The organism is Vibrio sp. SG41-7 (assembly GCF_014164465.1).
Classification (GTDB): Bacteria; Pseudomonadota; Gammaproteobacteria; order Enterobacterales; family Vibrionaceae; genus Vibrio; species Vibrio splendidus.
Genome location: NZ_JACJFF010000112.1, coordinates 1 through 16,101, shown reverse-complemented (window position 1 = coordinate 16,101; position 16,101 = coordinate 1). Strand labels below are relative to the sequence as shown.

Annotated in this window: 10 protein-coding genes and 1 pseudogene; 5 read left to right on the top strand and 6 right to left on the bottom strand. The window is 44.6% G+C overall.

The genetic code is table 11. The annotated features are described in order from the left end of the window. On the top strand, nucleotides 1-4,359 hold a 4,359-nt coding region (locus H5300_RS21070), incomplete at its 5' end, for a cadherin-like domain-containing protein (protein ID WP_182796787.1). 120 nt (nucleotides 4,360-4,479) lie between these two features. On the opposite strand, the gene H5300_RS21065 is transcribed toward H5300_RS21070, so the two are convergent. The 3 genes and pseudogenes from H5300_RS21065 to H5300_RS28060 form a co-directional block, all read right to left on the bottom strand. After that, a complete protein-coding gene (locus tag H5300_RS21065; protein WP_182796786.1) occupies nucleotides 4,480-5,244 on the bottom strand; it encodes a transporter substrate-binding domain-containing protein in 765 nt (254 codons plus the stop codon). A gap of 216 nt (nucleotides 5,245-5,460) precedes the next feature. Beyond that, nucleotides 5,461-6,087, bottom strand: a complete 627-nt coding sequence (locus H5300_RS21060) for a bifunctional 4-hydroxy-2-oxoglutarate aldolase/2-dehydro-3-deoxy-phosphogluconate aldolase (RefSeq protein WP_182796785.1) — start codon at nucleotides 6,085-6,087, stop codon at nucleotides 5,461-5,463. A 73-nt stretch (nucleotides 6,088-6,160) separates the two neighbouring features. Next, nucleotides 6,161-6,361 (bottom strand): annotated as a pseudogene (locus tag H5300_RS28060) (PfkB family carbohydrate kinase); the annotation flags it as partial. Nucleotides 6,362-6,488: 127 nt separating this feature from the next. Between H5300_RS28060 and H5300_RS21055 the strand changes: the two are divergent. Next, entirely contained in the window at nucleotides 6,489-7,205 is a 717-nt protein-coding gene (locus tag H5300_RS21055) for a FadR/GntR family transcriptional regulator (RefSeq protein ID WP_102269867.1), read from the top strand. Nucleotides 7,206-7,348: 143 nt separating this feature from the next. On the opposite strand, the gene H5300_RS21050 is transcribed toward H5300_RS21055, so the two are convergent. The 3 genes from H5300_RS21050 to H5300_RS21040 form a co-directional block, all read right to left on the bottom strand. Continuing rightward, nucleotides 7,349-8,902 (bottom strand): methyl-accepting chemotaxis protein, encoded by a 1,554-nt coding sequence (locus H5300_RS21050; RefSeq protein WP_182796784.1) that lies wholly within the window; start codon nucleotides 8,900-8,902, stop codon nucleotides 7,349-7,351. 351 nt (nucleotides 8,903-9,253) lie between these two features. Continuing rightward, nucleotides 9,254-9,865 carry a toxin-antitoxin system YwqK family antitoxin gene (locus tag H5300_RS21045; protein WP_065104082.1) on the bottom strand — a complete coding sequence of 204 codons (612 nt, stop codon included), beginning with the start codon at nucleotides 9,863-9,865 and terminating at the stop codon, nucleotides 9,254-9,256. Nucleotides 9,866-10,049: 184 nt separating this feature from the next. Beyond that, nucleotides 10,050-10,574: a peptide-methionine (S)-S-oxide reductase gene (locus H5300_RS21040; RefSeq protein WP_182796783.1), complete on the bottom strand. Its 525-nt coding sequence runs from the start codon at nucleotides 10,572-10,574 to the stop codon at nucleotides 10,050-10,052. Between the two features lie 239 nt (nucleotides 10,575-10,813). On the opposite strand from H5300_RS21040, the gene H5300_RS21035 reads away from it, so the two are divergent. The 3 genes from H5300_RS21035 (at nucleotide 10,814) to tnaA (ending at nucleotide 15,818) form a co-directional block, all read left to right on the top strand. Continuing rightward, entirely contained in the window at nucleotides 10,814-11,926 is a 1,113-nt protein-coding gene (locus H5300_RS21035) for a YcjF family protein (protein ID WP_182796782.1), read from the top strand. Further along, nucleotides 11,913-13,601, top strand: coding sequence for a GTPase family protein (locus H5300_RS21030; RefSeq protein ID WP_182796781.1), 1,689 nt, complete (start codon nucleotides 11,913-11,915; stop codon nucleotides 13,599-13,601). The genes H5300_RS21035 and H5300_RS21030 overlap by 14 nt, the downstream gene beginning before the upstream one ends. Nucleotides 13,602-14,345: 744 nt before the next feature. Next, entirely contained in the window at nucleotides 14,346-15,818 is a 1,473-nt protein-coding gene (gene tnaA, locus H5300_RS21025) for a tryptophanase (RefSeq protein ID WP_182796780.1), read from the top strand. Nucleotides 15,819-16,101 lie beyond the last annotated feature (283 nt).

Sequence of the window (16,101 nt, the reverse complement as noted above, 5' to 3'; positions counted from 1 at the left end):
GTTGACTTTGTGAATGGGAAATATGTTTACGAGACGACTGTCGAACAGGGCGTAGCCGTCGATTCATCGGGTTTGTTATTGAATCTGCCACCAAACTACTCTGGTGACTTTAGATTACCACTAACAATCGTCACCAAAGACACGCTCTCTGGTGATGAGAAGACCTTAGTGACTGAAGTTATCATCAAAGTCGCACCAGATGCTGAGACGGATCCAACGATTGAGGTGAATGTCGTGGGTTCGCTTGATGATGCCTTTAATCCTGTTGATACCGACGGTCAAGCTGGGCAAGATCCGGTGGGTTACGAAGACACCTATATTCAACTCGACTTCAATTCGACCATTTCGGATCAGGTTTCCGGCGTCGAAGGCGGCCAAGAAGCGTTTACGTCCATTACTTTAACGTTGGACGACCCTTCTATAGGTGCATTCTATGACAACACGGGTACTTCATTAGGTACATCTGTTACGTTTAATCAGGCTGAAATAGCAGCGGGTGCACTCGATAACGTGCTCTTTAGGGCAATCGAAAATTACCCAACGGGTAATGATATTAACCAAGTGCAGGTTAATGTCAGCGGTACAGTCACAGATACCGCAACCTATAATGATCCTGCTTCTCCTGCGGGTACGGCAACAGACTCAGATACTTTCTCTACGAGTGTCAGCTTTGAAGTCGTTCCTGTGGTCGATGACGTGTCTGTCACTGGACCGGGTAGCGATCCGGATGTTATCGAGATTACTGGCAACGAAGACCAGCTCATCTCTCTGTCGGGTACAGGGCCTGTATCGATTGCACTGACTGACCTTGATGGTTCAGAACAGTTTGTGTCGATTAAGTTTACCGATGTCCCTGATGGCTTCCAAATGCGTGCAGATGCAGGCTCGACATATACCGTGAAAAATAATGGTAACGGAGAGTGGAGTGTTCAACTGCCTCAAGCTTCGGGGTTGTCATTCGATTTAAGTGAGATTTCGATCTTGCCGCCTAAAAACTTCAGTGGTACCGCTGAGTTTGGTGTGGAAGTCTTCACTCAAGAATCGTTGCTAGGTGTGCCTACTGCGGCGGCAAACTTGCCAAGCTTCAAACTGCATGTGGTACCTGTTGGTGACGATGTTGATACCAATCCGACTGATTCTGTAACAGGCAACGAAGGCCAAAACATTGATATCGAAATCAATGCGACTATTTTGGATAAAGAATTGTCTGCAACAGGAAGCGGGACGTATACCGAGAATGCGCCCGAAACGCTTCGAGTTGAAGTGGCGGGTGTTCCTCAAGATGCTTCTATTTTCTATCCAGATGGCACGACATTGGCTAGCTACGATCCGGCGACGCAGCTATGGACACTTGATGTTCCTACTCAGTCACTCGATAAGATCGTATTTAATTCGGGTGAACACAACAGCGATGCGGGCAATGCGCTTGGCATCAATGGGCCATTGCAAATTACGGTTCGCTCGGTGGATACAGACGCTGACAACACCGAATACTTAGGTACGCCAACCAGCTTCGATGTTGATTTAGTGATTGATCCTATTAACGATCAACCGATCTTTGTGAACGTAACGAATATTGAAACATCGGAAGACATCAGTGTTGCCATCGACAACTTTAGTATCTACGACGTCGACGCAAACTTTGATAATCCAGATGCTCCGTATGAACTGACGCTTAAAGTCGACCAAACACTGCCGGGAGCGCAAGGTGTGTTTGAGTTTACCAGCTCTCCTGACGTGACGTTTGTATTGCAACCTGACGGCTCATTGGTGATTACCGGTAAAGAAGCTGACATCAATACCGCATTGACTAATGGAGCTGTGACTTTCAAACCCGACCCAGACCAGAACTACCTCAACCAGAGTGGTTTAGTCACAATCAATGCAACGCTCGATGATGGTGGCAATAACGGTCTGATTGACGCGGGTGACCCGAATACCGCTCAAACCAATCGAACTACCTTCACCATTAAGGTGACGGAAGTGAATGATGCTCCTGTGGCGACTAATGTTGATTTAGGTTCGATTGCGGAAGATGGTCAAATCGTGATTGTTGAAGGTGACTTGATTGCAGTGAGTTCTGATCTAGAAAACCATAACCTCACGGTAACCGGCGTAACTCTTACTCAAGGGCAAGGTCAGCTAACGCGCTTTGAAAATGCTGGTGGTGCTGATGACGCTGGGGTTACGGGGCCATTCTGGATATTTATTGCAGATAATGATTTCAACGGCGACGTTAAATTCAATTACTCTATTATCGATGATGGTACCACCAACGGTGTGGATGATTTTAAAACCGATAGCGCTGAAATCAGCCTTGTAGTTACTGAAGTCAATGACCAGCCAGTGGCATCGAACATTGATTTGGGCACCATGCTTGAAGAAGGACAGCTGGTCATTAAAGAGGAAGACCTGATTTCCGCAACCACTGATCCGGAAAACGACACGATTACTGTGAACAGTTTGGTGCTCGATCAAGGTCAGGGCCAATTACAACGCTTTGAGAACGTGGGCGGTGCTGATGATGCGACGATCACTGGCCCGTACTGGGTATTTACCGCAGCCAACGAATACAACGGTGATGTTAAGTTCACTTATACCGTTGAGGACGATGGTACAACCAACGGCGCTGATGATTTCTTAACAGATACCGGCGAAATTAGCGTCGTGGTAACGGAAGTGAATGATCAACCGGTGGCAACGGATATCGACTTAGGAAACATCCTTGAAGAAGGGCAGTTGATCATCAAAGAGGAAGACTTAATTGCTGCTACGAGCGATCCGGAAAACGACACGATTACCGTGACCAATCTGGTGCTCGACGAAGGCCAAGGCCAGTTACAGCGCTTTGAGAACGTAGGTGGTGCTGATGACGCTATGATTACTGGCCCGTACTGGATATTTACGGCTGCTGATGAATACAACGGTAACGTTAAGTTCACCTATACCGTCGAGGATGATGGTACAACCAACGGCGCTAATGATTTCCTAACGGATACTGCAGAGATCACAGCGATTGTCGACGGAGTGAACGATACGCCTGTTGTTAATGGTGACAGTGTCACTACGATTATTGACGAGGATGCTGGTCAGCTATTGAATGGTATCAATGTCAGTGACCCAGATTATGTGGATGCATTTTCTAATGACTTAATGACAGTCACGCTGACAGTGGATTACGGTACATTGAACGTATCACTTCCGGCAGTGACGACAGTGATGGTCAACGGCAACAACACTGGTTCGGTTATCTTAGTTGGTACTTTGAGTGACCTGAATGCGCTGATTGATACGCCAACCAGTCCAAACGGTGTCTACCTCGATGCGAGCTTGTCTCCAACCAATAGCATTGGCTTAGAAGTAATCGCCAAAGACAGCGGTAACCCTTCTGGTATCGCGATTGAAACCGCACCAGTGGTTTATAATATCGCAGTGACACCAGTCGCTAATGCGCCAACCTTGTCTATTGATCCGGCATTTAACTATGTGAGAAACATTACGACCAGCTCATCTGTGGTCGCTAATAGTGGAGTCGCTTTAGTTGGAATTGTCGCTGCATTGACGGACATTACTGAAGAGTTAACGTTGAAGATTAGTGATGTTCCGGATGGTGTTGATGTAACCAGTGATGTGGGTACGGTTTCGTTGGTGGGTGATACTTGGATAGCGACCGCTGATGCGATCGATAGTCTCAGACTCGTCGAGCAGTCATCATTAGGTAAGCCGTTAACCCCGGGTAATTACACCTTGAAAGTTGAGGCGGTATCTGAAGAGGCGGATAACAACGATATCGCGATATCTCAAAACATCGATCTGAATCTCAATATTGTTGCCAATCCAATAGATCTCGATCTGTCTTCTGAAACAGACGATGTGCAACTTTTAGCGAGTAACTTTGATACCACCCTCACTGGCGGAACTGGAAATGACCGACTTGTAGGTGGAGCGGGTGACGATACGTTGGTTGGCGGTGACGGTAACGACACACTCATTGGTGGCGGCGGTTCCGATATTCTAACCGGTGGCAATGGTATGGATTCGTTTGTATGGCTCAATATTGAAGATGGCGTTGAAGACACCATTACTGATTTCAGCCTGTCTGAAGGGGACCAAATCGATCTCCGTGAAGTATTACCTGAGCTGAAGAATACATCTCCAGACATGTCTGCATTGCTACAACAGATAGACGCGAAAGTGGAAGGGGATGATATTGAACTAACGATCAATCCTGATGGTTTAGGGACCACAGAACAGGTGATTGTGGTTGAAGACCTTGCGCCACAACTAACCTTAAGTGGCACCATGCCGTCAGACATTCTGGATGCGTTAGTGCAACAAAATGTCATCACTCACGGTTAACGCCAAATTGGAGGCTAGCTATTAGAATCTAACGATTAAACTAAAAGCGAACCATTTAACCATAACGAAAGAGGCCAGCATTGCTGGCCTCTTTTTTGTCACTGTATAAATCGTAAAGAGTTACTTAAGAGAGTTGTGGATCAGGAACTCTTCTTCGACGCCTTTCAATTTCATCTCATCCATAATGAAGTTCACTGTGTTCAACAAGCGTTGTTCACCTTTTGGTATCAGGTAACCGAATTGACTGTTGGTAAACGGTGTTTCACAGCGTGCCGCTTCAAGACGTTCGTCCGTCACTTGATAGAACAGTCCTTCAGGGGTTTCTGTCACCATCACATCAACTTTACCTTCTGCAACAGCTTGCGGAACGTCTAGGTTGTTCTCGTAACGTGTAAAGCTCGCGTCCTGCAAGTTAGCATCCGCAAAAATCTCATTAGTCCCACCGATATTCACGCCAACACGCACAGAAGAAAGGTTCACTTTCTCGATGCTGTTGTATTGTTCTGCCTTGCCTTTCGCAACTAAGAAACACTTGCCAAAGGTCATGTAGCCTTGAGTTTGTTCTGCGTTTAACTGACGCTGCATTTTACGCGTGATACCGCCCATCGCGATGTCGTATTTATCGCTGTCTAGATCGGTCAGTAGATCTTTCCATGTGGTACGAACAATCTGTAATTCAACGCCCAACTGCTCTGCAACATGCTTAGCTACGTCAATGTCATAACCAGAGTAGGTTTTGCCGTCGAAGTAAGAAAAAGGTTTGTAGTCGCCTGTGGTGCCGACGCGAAGTGTGCCTGATTTTTGAATGTCTTCTAGCTGGTCAGCTTGTACTACACCAGAAAGTACCAGAGTAATGGAAGCAAGTAATAGTGATGTTTTTTTCATTGTAATTATCTGTTGTGTTTGTGTTGTTATTCAAAGTAACAGAAACAATCAGAGAAAGAGATCAAACCATTGGAAAGGCCGGAGTTGGGAGGCAATCGAGGAGTTGATAGTGCGATACAGCAGCTATTTTTATCTTTACAAGTATTAAAAAGCGATCTCGCGACCGCTTTATATCTTAAAAATTAATTACGTTAAAATGCCATTAGGTGAGGTGGCTTACTTATTCACGAATTCAACTGCGTCACGAACAAGCTTGCCTAGTTCATCCCACTTACCTTCGTCGATAAGGTTAGTTGGGACCATCCAAGTACCGCCACACGCAAGTACAGAAGGGATAGATAGGTATTCATCTACATTCTTCAAGCTGACGCCGCCAGTTGGCATGAATTTAACAGGGTAAACCGCTATTAATGCTTTAAGCATACCAGTACCGCCAGAAGGTTCAGCAGGGAAGAACTTCAACGTACGAAGACCCATTTCCATTGCTTGTTCAACTAGGCTTGGGTTGTTTACACCCGGTACAATTGCAACACCTTTGTCGATACAGTATTGAACAGTACGAGGGTTGAAACCTGGGCTTACGATGAAATCAACGCCCGCTTCGATAGATGCGTCAACTTGCTCGTTAGTTAGTACAGTACCTGAACCGATTAGCATGTCTGGGAATTCTTCACGCATGATGCGAATCGCTTCGATTGCACATTCTGTACGTAGTGTGATTTCTGCACATGGCATGCCGTTTTCAACCAGTGCTTTACCTAGGGGGATGGCATCTTCAGCACGGTTGATAGCGATTACAGGGATTACTTTTAGGTTTGCTAGTTGTTCATTTAATGTAGTCATGAATTCTTTCTCACGTTAACAATGGGCCGGCTTTCAACTAAGCAAACCCTTGATTAATATATAAAGTGCGCAATTATAGAGACAAATCAGGCGTCGCTTCTAGAGGAATGATAGCACTTGGATGCTGAATCACAGTCCCTGCCACAATATGACCTGCTAATGCTGCATCGCTAGCATTACCACCGTTCCAAGCACCTAACTAGGATCCTGAACGGAAAAAGTCACCAGCAGCTGAAGTATCAACAATATTGACTACTGTTGGTGTTGCAACGTATGAGTACTATGGCACTAAACCATAGAATCTCAAGGGAACTTTCGTGGTCGGTGGGCCGATTTGGTGCATCGTACTTTCAGTGCTAAAGTGTAGTTTAATAATACATATCTAATAAGTAAGTAGACTTATGCTAGGCACTTTTAATTCAATTTCAGGCTCTAAGCGAAGCTTACATGTGCAAGTGGCACGTGAAATTGCTCGCGGTATTTTGTCGGGTGATTTGCCTCAGGGCTCGATCATCCCTGGAGAGATGGCTCTGTGTGAGCAATTTGGTATTAGTAGAACGGCATTACGAGAAGCTGTTAAGCTTCTCACTTCCAAAGGGCTGCTAGAATCCCGTCCGAAAATTGGTACTCGAGTCGTTGACCGAGCATACTGGAATTTTTTAGATTCACAGCTTATTGAGTGGATGGATGGGCTAACAGATATCGACCAATTCTGTCATCAATTCTTAGGATTACGCCGGGCTATTGAGCCAGAAGCTTGTGCGTTAGCTTCTAAATTTGCAAGTGCTGAGCAACGTGTTGAATTATCAGAAACTTTCCAAGAGATGGTCGATGTTTCTAGACAAGAACCGTTGGATAAAGAGCGTTGGTTAAACATTAACATGAAGTTCCATAGCCTTATTTTTAGGGCAACAGGGAATGACTTCTACCTACCATTTGGTCACATTTTAACGACCATGTTTAATAACTTTATTGTTCACTCGTCAGAACAGGGCAACACGTGTATCCAAGAACATCGTGCCATTTACGAAGCAATTATGGCTGGTAATAGTGATAAAGCACGCCAGGCGTCAGCAAGCCATCTACAGCGGTTAAACTATCAGTTAACAACAGAGTAGTTAGTTTGTAGTTGATGCGTAAATCGAGTAACACACGGTTATTTTAAAGCACGCTAAGCGTGCTTTTGTCCTTCAACTTTTCCTATTTGCATAACTTATATTTAAGTTAATCCATAATAAGAAATAAACCAATGAGAGTCGGTTTAGATCTTTAGATCAATCACCGCACGTTCTAATGAGTCGGTTTGTTCTACCACAGATGTTGCAGAAGCCGCGTTTCTCGACGCTCCCGTCACATTGGCCAGTGTTAGCTGCTTAATCGCACTCACGTTTTCAATGATCTCTGAGGTGACAGCGCTTTGTTCTTTCATCGCATTCGTTACTTCCAAGCTGTTGTTTAGAATCGTTTCCATGTCTGCGATAACGGTACTGATTCTTGAGTGCGCATTTTCACAAGAGTCGACACTGCTGTTGCCTTTCTCACAACAGTTTTGAATGGTATTCACTACCGTTTGGGTCTGGTCTTGAACGCCTTGAATAATCGTTGAAATCTCTTCGGTTGAAAGCTGAGTTCTGCCCGCTAGGGTTCTTACCTCATCCGCAACCACCGCAAAGCCACGACCTTGTTCGCCAGCGCGCGCCGCTTCTATCGCTGCATTTAGAGCAAGTAGATTGGTTTGTTCTGCGATGTCTTTAATAACCTCCAACACGGTATTAATCTTCTCTGAGTGAACAGAAAGGTGATTTACTTCTTCACTGGCACTGACAAGATCAGCCGAAAGGGTATTGATGGTGTCTCTAGTAAATGCCACATCATTTAGACCTTCGTTCGCCGTAGCGAAACTGGTTTGTGCATTGGATGAGGCGTTTTCGCTGTTGGTCGCTACGTTTTCAATATTGCTGCCCATCTGGTTTATCGCGGTCGCAATGTTCTCAGTTTGTTGCTGCTGTTTGTTTAAAGCGCTCTCAACTTCTATTCCATCGCGTTGTAGCTGGTTCGAAATATTGCCGAGCTCTTTAATAGAGCTCTGAACTTGGCCGACAAGCTGACGAATATCGGTGAGGACTGTATTAAATGCCTTTGCGATATCGGCAATCTCGTCCGATCCTTTGTCTTCGGCTCTTACGGTAAAGTCGCGTTGTTGAGCGACGAGCATCATGGTCGAGTTCAACGAGGCTATTTTCTTTGCTATGCGAGATGAGATGCCGAAAGATAGCACCATTAATAATGCAGCGACGGTAATAATGGAGCTTACAATGAAGGTCGTAATGGTTTGCTGAATCGATTCGACTTGCTGTTCTAGTCTGCCTTCAACGTTGATGAATATCGAGATAATATCTTCAAACAGCATTTTCATTTCTGATTTGAGTTCAGCGACCTTGGCTGGGTTGCGGTCGATGGCATCGACCATTAACGAGAAGTCTTTGTCGTATTGTTTCACTTCAAGTGTCAGTTTTTCTAGCTCTGGGACTGCAATGTCAGACTCTTTGAGCAGGACGGAAAAGTTCCCCATCAATTGTTGAAAGTGAGAGTACTCTTTGGCGAATACTGGCTTGAGTGCTTTCTCATGGCTTATTAGAAACTCTAATTCGGTTCTATTGAGCTGAAGCATAGAGACTTCGAGCGACTTTACTTTGATCAGCGTTTTTTCAAGTTTGATCAATTTCAGGTTGGCCAGTTCAGTGAATGACACAACAACCAACAAAGACACAATGGATAAACAAGTTAGGCTAAAGAGGGAGGTTTTAATTTTCATAGGCGGGCACCAAAGCAGAACAATAAGACTCAACAACGTATTTGGAATCGTGTTTCTCTTATTTGCGTGTAGATAGCTTACGAGGTCGGTAATTGAGATCTGACTCGCAACGGAAACGTTTGCTTACAGTATTTTATGGAAAGGTTATGCGCAAGTTAAATATTTATTATTTTCAATGGCTATTGATGATTATTTTGTTATTAGTGATTGTTTTGGACATAAAGGGAGAGGAAAAGGAAGGAGGGGGGAGATTAGGTCAATAGATCTTGTTAATGGAGAGCACAGTGCTTACTTGAGATTAAAGAAGATGAGTACTTGTGCTTTGTAACACGAGCACTCACCCATTTGTATTTAGCTTTCTGTCGGCATCCAAACCTGTTTAGACGTGATTTTGTGGTCTTTAAAGGTCAGTTCTTCAACCTTGTCACCGTTAGTATTCCAGCGAGTTAGTTTTCCGTTCGCGACTTCACCTTCATCGAACTTCGCTTGGCTTGCCTTATTACCGTTAGGGTAGTAGTCCGTTACCAAACCATCTTTTTGTCCATCGCTGTATTCAGCGGTCAGGCTTTGTTCACCATTGGGATACCAACGAGAGGCGGTGCCTGATAGTTCATTGTCTTTATAATTGAGTTCTGCTTTTTTCTGTCCGTTTGGATACCAGGTTTCTGCCTTGCCTTGTAGTTCACCTTTAACGTAATTCACTTTAGAGGCAACTTGGCCATTCGGATACCAGTTAGTTTCTAACCCTAGTTCTTGGCCGTCAGCAAACTGAGCTTGGGTCGCGACTTGGCCGTTATCAAACTTCTCTTCAAATTGACCAGTGAAGGGTTTTGAATGGTTTACTTGGTAAGCCACGCCTTTACGCATCTGTAAGTAGTCAACAGCATCTTCACGTGGTGTTGCTGCATAGCTCATAGAAGATACCGCACTAAGAGCAATTAAGATTGGAACGTATTTCTTCATAATGACACCATTTTTAATGGACGAGAGAAACTGTAACGGGTGTGTTAAAAGCATTTCATTTTCCCGTACCGCTGTCAGTACTTATTACTGGTTTTCAAGTTTTCACTATTGGTGTGTCGTCCTGGGGAACTTTCTTTTATTTCCGGTTTGATGGTGAAATAGATCAATCGATAAGATCTTAAGCCTAGGACTTGTACTTATGCAGCAGATCCCAAGGGATATGGCATAAGTGGTGATCTTCAGGGAAGTGGCTTAGGTGATGCTGGTGGATATCATCACTCGCGACATAGTGAGTTAACGGCAACACCTCAACAGCGATACGGTCGGCGTCATCTCTTGAAGCAATATAGTGCTCAGCTTCGGTTAAGTGTTCTGCATTAGTGCTGTATACGCCTGTGCGGTACTTCTCTCCCACATCGACACCTTGTTTATTGACGCTGTAAGGGTCGATAATCTCAAACAAGTGTTTCATCAAAATCATTACAGACGTGACGCTTGGATCAAATTCAATTTGTACGCACTCGGCATAGCCATCGTAATCGCTTTGTGTGCCATTGCATTGCGTGCTATCGCATTGTGTCGTCCCGTTTTCGGTTAGCTGGGCGCTTCCATTGGCACGACCTGCTTCTGTGCTGATAACACCAGGAACGTACTTAATAAATTCCTGTACGCCCCATAAGCAACCGCCAGCTAAATAAATTTGTTCCATACTTACCTTTTACTTCTCTGTGTTTGTTGATGTTTGTTCGATGCGTGAATCAATACGATGATACCCGCACGTATAAAAAAGCGTCTATAAAAATGAGCGCGCAAATAAAAACAAGCGTTTAGGCATTGTAAACCTGTGCGACTGAACAAACATAAGTTTAATATGATTTGTGATTATATAAGTCAGTATTGCTTTGTCATCAACTCGAATCTCAACATCAAGTGAGCGTTACTCTGAACATGTTTGATCAAATAAAAGACTTCATTAATCCGAGCAAGAACCCAGATCTTACTCAGGCCCATGAATACCAGCGTCAGCATCTGCCGACATTGTGGCTCTTGGGAAAAACGGGGGCGGGCAAGTCATCGTTTATTCAGGCGGTGACTGGCGACTCTTCTGTAGAAGTGGGCAATGGTTTTTCGCCTTGTACCATGACGGCGATGTCTTACGAATTCCCACAAGACAAACCCGTGATGCGCTTTCTCGATACCAGAGGACTAAGCGAAGCGAATTATGATGCGAAAGAGGATCTGGAAGAGATTGGCCAGGCAGGTAATGCGTTAGTCGTTGTAATGAAAGCCGACGAACCTGAACAATCCTCAGTGCTTGCGGCTCTAAAGCAGATTAAGAGACAGAAGAAGATTAAACACTTGTTGCTGCTTCATACGGCGGTGTTGTCTTCCGGTGAAACAGATCGAGCAAGGCAGGTTCAGTTCAACACCAACCAAGTAGAGAAGGCTTGGGGTAAAGAGTTTGAATCGGTAGCGGTCGATTTCGAAACGGATGACTCGAGCAATAACAGTGGTTCAATTTACAACTATGACATCTTGTTAGAAAAGCTGACCAGTATTCTTCCTGTTATTGGAATGATGGTGCAAGACAAAGAGCACTCCACGCAAGAAGAAGCCAACTTTGATCAAGTTGAAAACGAAGTGCTTTGGTATGCAGGAAGTGCAGCAGCGAGCGACCTGATTCCGGGTGTTGGTTTGGTGTCGGTACCTGCGATTCAAGCGAAAATGCTTCATAGTTTAGCGAATCAATATGGGGTCGAGTGGAACAAGAGAGTCTTCAGTGAGTTGATAGGCACTCTGGGAAGCAGTTTTGCTTTGCAATACGGAATGAAGCTGGGCACTCGACAGTTGATAAAGCTAATTCCAGTTTATGGTCAAACGGTAGGTGCGGTGGCTGCAGCGGCAATGAGTTTCGGCACCTCTTATGGTTTAGGTCGCGCGGCTTGTTTTTACTTCTATCATAAGAACAAAGGCGAAGAAGTGTCTGAACAAGAGATGCAGAAGATCTACAAAGAATCCCTGAAAAAAGGAAAGGCGGCGTCGGGCTATGAAGAAAATTAGAAACCTATTTCGATTACTGGCGGTGCTATCGAGCGGCCGCTGGGGCATTGCTCTGATTTCGGCGATCTTCCCAAGCATTATCATGATGGGTTTTGGTGTCTTCTTGGCGATCAAATACGGTTACCTACTCGAAATGTCGATTGCCATTGCCGTGAGTACCTTGGTATTCACCATTCCCTTGTTCATTTCTAGTCGTTCTTCACGCGATTCTTCAAGCCGCTCTTCAAGTACGGAGCCCTTCTCGAATAAAGAGAGCGATGACCTTGACGAGGATACTGCTGAAGCTGAATCACAACATAACAAAGCTGATATCAAGGATGCATTGGTTAGGGCTTCGACTGATTGGTCTCAAAAAGAACTGTCGATCTGGAATGATTCAAAACACCATGTACGACAACAATTACTGGTCGACATAGAGTGGGGCAACCTAGACCAAACCGGTTTAGAAGTACTTGAGTTTGTGGCGAAAAAGTTTGATAAGAAATCGCTCGATTTCTCGATTCCTGAAGGACTAAAGCTGTTCGAAGAGGTCAGCCGACGCTACAAACTGGTAGTACGAGAGCATATACCGGGCATTGAGTATCTCAAGGTTTCTTACATTAAGGCGGGCTACGAAGCCTATGATAAATATGGCGAGCTAGGGCAGAAGATCGTTAAGGCCGCTATTTGGGGGAATCACCTCAAAAACCTCTATTTGAACCCGTTAAAAGTTGTTTCTGATTTAGGGAGAGAGCAAGCGACATCTTCAATGACAAGAGGTGTGGTTGATGACATGCAATACGCCGCTAAACAAGCCTTATTAGATGAAGTTGCGGCGGTGGCGATTGATCTCTATAGCGGACGTTTCAGCATTGAAGATGAAGCACTTAAAGCGTCCGATGTGTCTGAAATCGACGAACAACGCTTTGCTCCTGAATTAGAGCCTGTGCGAATAGTGCTGGTGGGGCAAACCAGCTCTGGCAAATCTTCGCTTATCAATGCGCTTAAGCAAGAGTTGGTTGCAGAAGTGGATGTGCTGCCATCAACCGACACTTCAACGGTGTATAACGCGTTTGTCGACGATAATGATGTTCGCGTGGTTGATCTTCAGGGGCTTGATGGCAACCTTAAAACCGAAGCCTTAATGCTGAAAGAGATGACCCAAGCCGATGTGGTGCTATGGGTGCTTAAAGCCAATCAATCTGCGCGTGATTTGGATAAGCAGCTGAAAGATAGATTTGATGCTTTCTATGACGATCCTAAGAACATCTCACGCAAGAAGCCGATTGTGGTGTCGGTTGTGAATCAGGTAGACCGATTAAAGCCTGTAGACGATTGGCAACCACCGTATGACTTAGAGAATCCAACATCGACCAAAGCGAAGATCATTGCTCAAGCGCTCGAATACAATCATATATTGCTGCAAACCGATATCGTGTTACCGCTGGCGATTGCGCCAGAAAAGGTACAGTTTGGTTTAGATACTTTAAGGCAGACGTTGATCGAGCGTATCGCTGACGCAAATAACGTTCAGAGAAATCGCCAACGTTTAGAAGCCATGAAAAGAGGGACGTCGGTTAAAGGCCAACTGAATAAAGCGGTCAAGGCGGGTAAGAAGGTTGCCCCCAGTGCATTGAAAGCAGCGACGCCAAAACTGGCTGAAATGGCCATCAAACAAGTCGTGAAGAAAAAGTAAGTTATTCACTGCGAATACGGTTCTGGTGAGGTTTGAGCCTCATCAGAGCTTATCTTTTTAGCTCACTAGATTCCTAGAAGATAGCTTTTTAGAAAACAGCCATCTTCGCCCCTTATTCGAGGAAGCATTGAGTTTAAAAGAGATTCGATAATATTAAGTAACTCGCTGAACTAGTTTAATAGTATATAAACGGCTGTGATTCACAGTTTATATAACATGCTATCGTATTTAATTATCATTCTAAATGTTGATCACATTTATACTTTTCTAAGCTGTATTTATAAAACAATTGCACTATATTTAAATTTCGGATCATCTTGATTTCAACGTAGGGATATATTGTGAACATGTATCTGAAATGGCAATCAACAACATGGCTAACCTTGTTAGCTTGGTATACCTTAGATCACCAGCTCTCGTTCCGCCTTTCTTCAGAGTAGTACCCTCTAGGCGTCACGCGCCAGCAAAGCAGCGTGCTTTGTTTACCTATCAGCAGCTTTGATAACCTTTGAACGCATGACTGTCACACTTATTATTTCGTGCAGAATATTCGTTGTTTTGTCGTTCTCGCTAATTATCTCAGCCTCTGTTTAGGTTTGATTAATAAGTCATTATTTAACTTGTTTATTTTCATTGTTAATTTCCGTCTATCTTTATACGGAGCTATTAAATTAATGGTGAGGATTCGTGACATCTAAAGAAAATAGATTTCGACCTGATCGGAATGTATAGAAAGGTACTATTATGGAAAACTTCAAACATCTACCAGAACCGTTTCGTATTCGTGTTGTAGAGCCAGTAAAAAGAACAACCTCTGCATATCGTGAACAAGCCATTGTTGACGCGGGCATGAACCCATTCTTACTGGATAGTGATGATGTGTTTATCGACTTACTGACAGACAGTGGTACAGGTTCTATCACTCAGCGTATGCAAGCCGCGATGCTAATGGGTGATGAAGCGTACAGTGGTAGTCGCAGTTACTACGCATTGTCGAATGCGGTTAAGGATATCTTCGGTTACGAGTTGACGATTCCAACCCACCAAGGGCGCGGCGCAGAGCAGATCTACATTCCGGTTCTTATCAAGAAGCGTGAAATGGAGAAAGGGCTCGATCGCAGCAAAATGGTCGCTCTGTCGAACTACTTCTTCGATACCACGCAAGGCCACACCCAAGTGAATTGCTGTGTGGCGAAGAACGTTTATACCAAAGAAGCGTTCGATACCTCAGTGAATGCGGACTTCAAAGGCAACTTCGATGTGGTGAAGCTGGAAGAAGCGATTTTAGAAGCGGGCGCAGCCAATGTTCCTTATATTGTGAGCACCATTACTTGTAACTCTGCTGGTGGACAGCCAGTGTCTATCGCCAATCTAAAAGCCGTTTATGAAATCGCTCAGAAGTACGATATTCCTGTGATTATGGACTCGGCACGCTACGCTGAAAATGCCTACTTCATTCAACAACGAGAAGTGGGTTATCAAGATTGGACAATCGAACAGATCACTCGTGAGTCTTACAAATACGCGGATGGCTTAGCCATGTCTGCCAAGAAAGATGCCATGGTACAAATGGGCGGCTTGTTGTGCTTTAAAGACGACTCTTTCATGGATGTGTACACAGAGTGTCGAACCTTATGTGTGGTGCAAGAAGGCTTCCCAACCTATGGTGGTTTAGAAGGTGGCGCAATGGAGCGTCTTGCGGTTGGTCTATATGACGGTATGCGCCAAGACTGGTTGGAGTACCGTATTGGTCAGGTTCAATACCTTGTTGATGGCTTAGAAGCGATGGGCATCGTGTGCCAGCAAGCAGGCGGTCATGCTGCGTTTGTGGATGCGGGTAAACTGCTTCCTCATATTCCAGCTGGTCAGTTCCCAGCACATGCTTTGGCGTGCGAGTTGTACAAAGTCGCGGGTATCAGAGCGGTTGAGATTGGGTCTTTGCTGCAAGGTCGCGACCCTGCCACGGGCGAGCAACATCCATGCCCTGCAGAGTTATTGCGCCTTACCATTCCTCGCGCGACCTACACACAAACGCACATGGACTTCATCATCGAAGCATTCGAAAAAGTGAAAGAGAATGCAAGCAAAGTGAAAGGGCTCGATTTTACCTACGAACCGCCGGTGTTAAGACATTTCACTGCGCGCTTGAAAGAGGTTGAAACCGTTGAAAAACAAACCGAAAAAAAGAACGAACAAACGCTCGAAGAAGCATTTTAAAATAAAAACATAAGCGAATAGTCACTAGAAACATAATCAAAGGCTCCCTCGGGCTGTCTCTTATACACAAATCCCTAAGCCACGCTTGGGGATTTTTTTGAACTATTTTTAGGTTTCATGATCTGATCATCTAAGCAATGACAAGGATGATTATCATGACCTATATACCCGTGATCAATGAAGGTGCTTGATTTTCGATAAAATCAGGATCATGCTAAGACCCATGAAAATTACACTGACTCCTCAACAAAAGCTGCAACTCGAGCAGATGCACGATTCTACT

Coding starts and splice junctions, on each gene's coding strand:
- H5300_RS21060 (WP_182796785.1), bottom strand. CDS start 6,087: ATGACTACATTAAATGAACAACTAGCAAACCTAAAAGTAATCCCTGTA.
- tnaA (WP_182796780.1), top strand. CDS start 14,346: ATGGAAAACTTCAAACATCTACCAGAACCGTTTCGTATTCGTGTTGTA.
- H5300_RS21065 (WP_182796786.1), bottom strand. CDS start 5,244: ATGAAAAAAACATCACTATTACTTGCTTCCATTACTCTGGTACTTTCT.
- H5300_RS21035 (WP_182796782.1), top strand. CDS start 10,814: ATGTTTGATCAAATAAAAGACTTCATTAATCCGAGCAAGAACCCAGAT.
- H5300_RS21030 (WP_182796781.1), top strand. CDS start 11,913: ATGAAGAAAATTAGAAACCTATTTCGATTACTGGCGGTGCTATCGAGC.
- H5300_RS21050 (WP_182796784.1), bottom strand. CDS start 8,902: ATGAAAATTAAAACCTCCCTCTTTAGCCTAACTTGTTTATCCATTGTG.
- H5300_RS21055 (WP_102269867.1), top strand. CDS start 6,489: ATGCTAGGCACTTTTAATTCAATTTCAGGCTCTAAGCGAAGCTTACAT.
- H5300_RS21040 (WP_182796783.1), bottom strand. CDS start 10,574: ATGGAACAAATTTATTTAGCTGGCGGTTGCTTATGGGGCGTACAGGAA.
- H5300_RS21045 (WP_065104082.1), bottom strand. CDS start 9,865: ATGAAGAAATACGTTCCAATCTTAATTGCTCTTAGTGCGGTATCTTCT.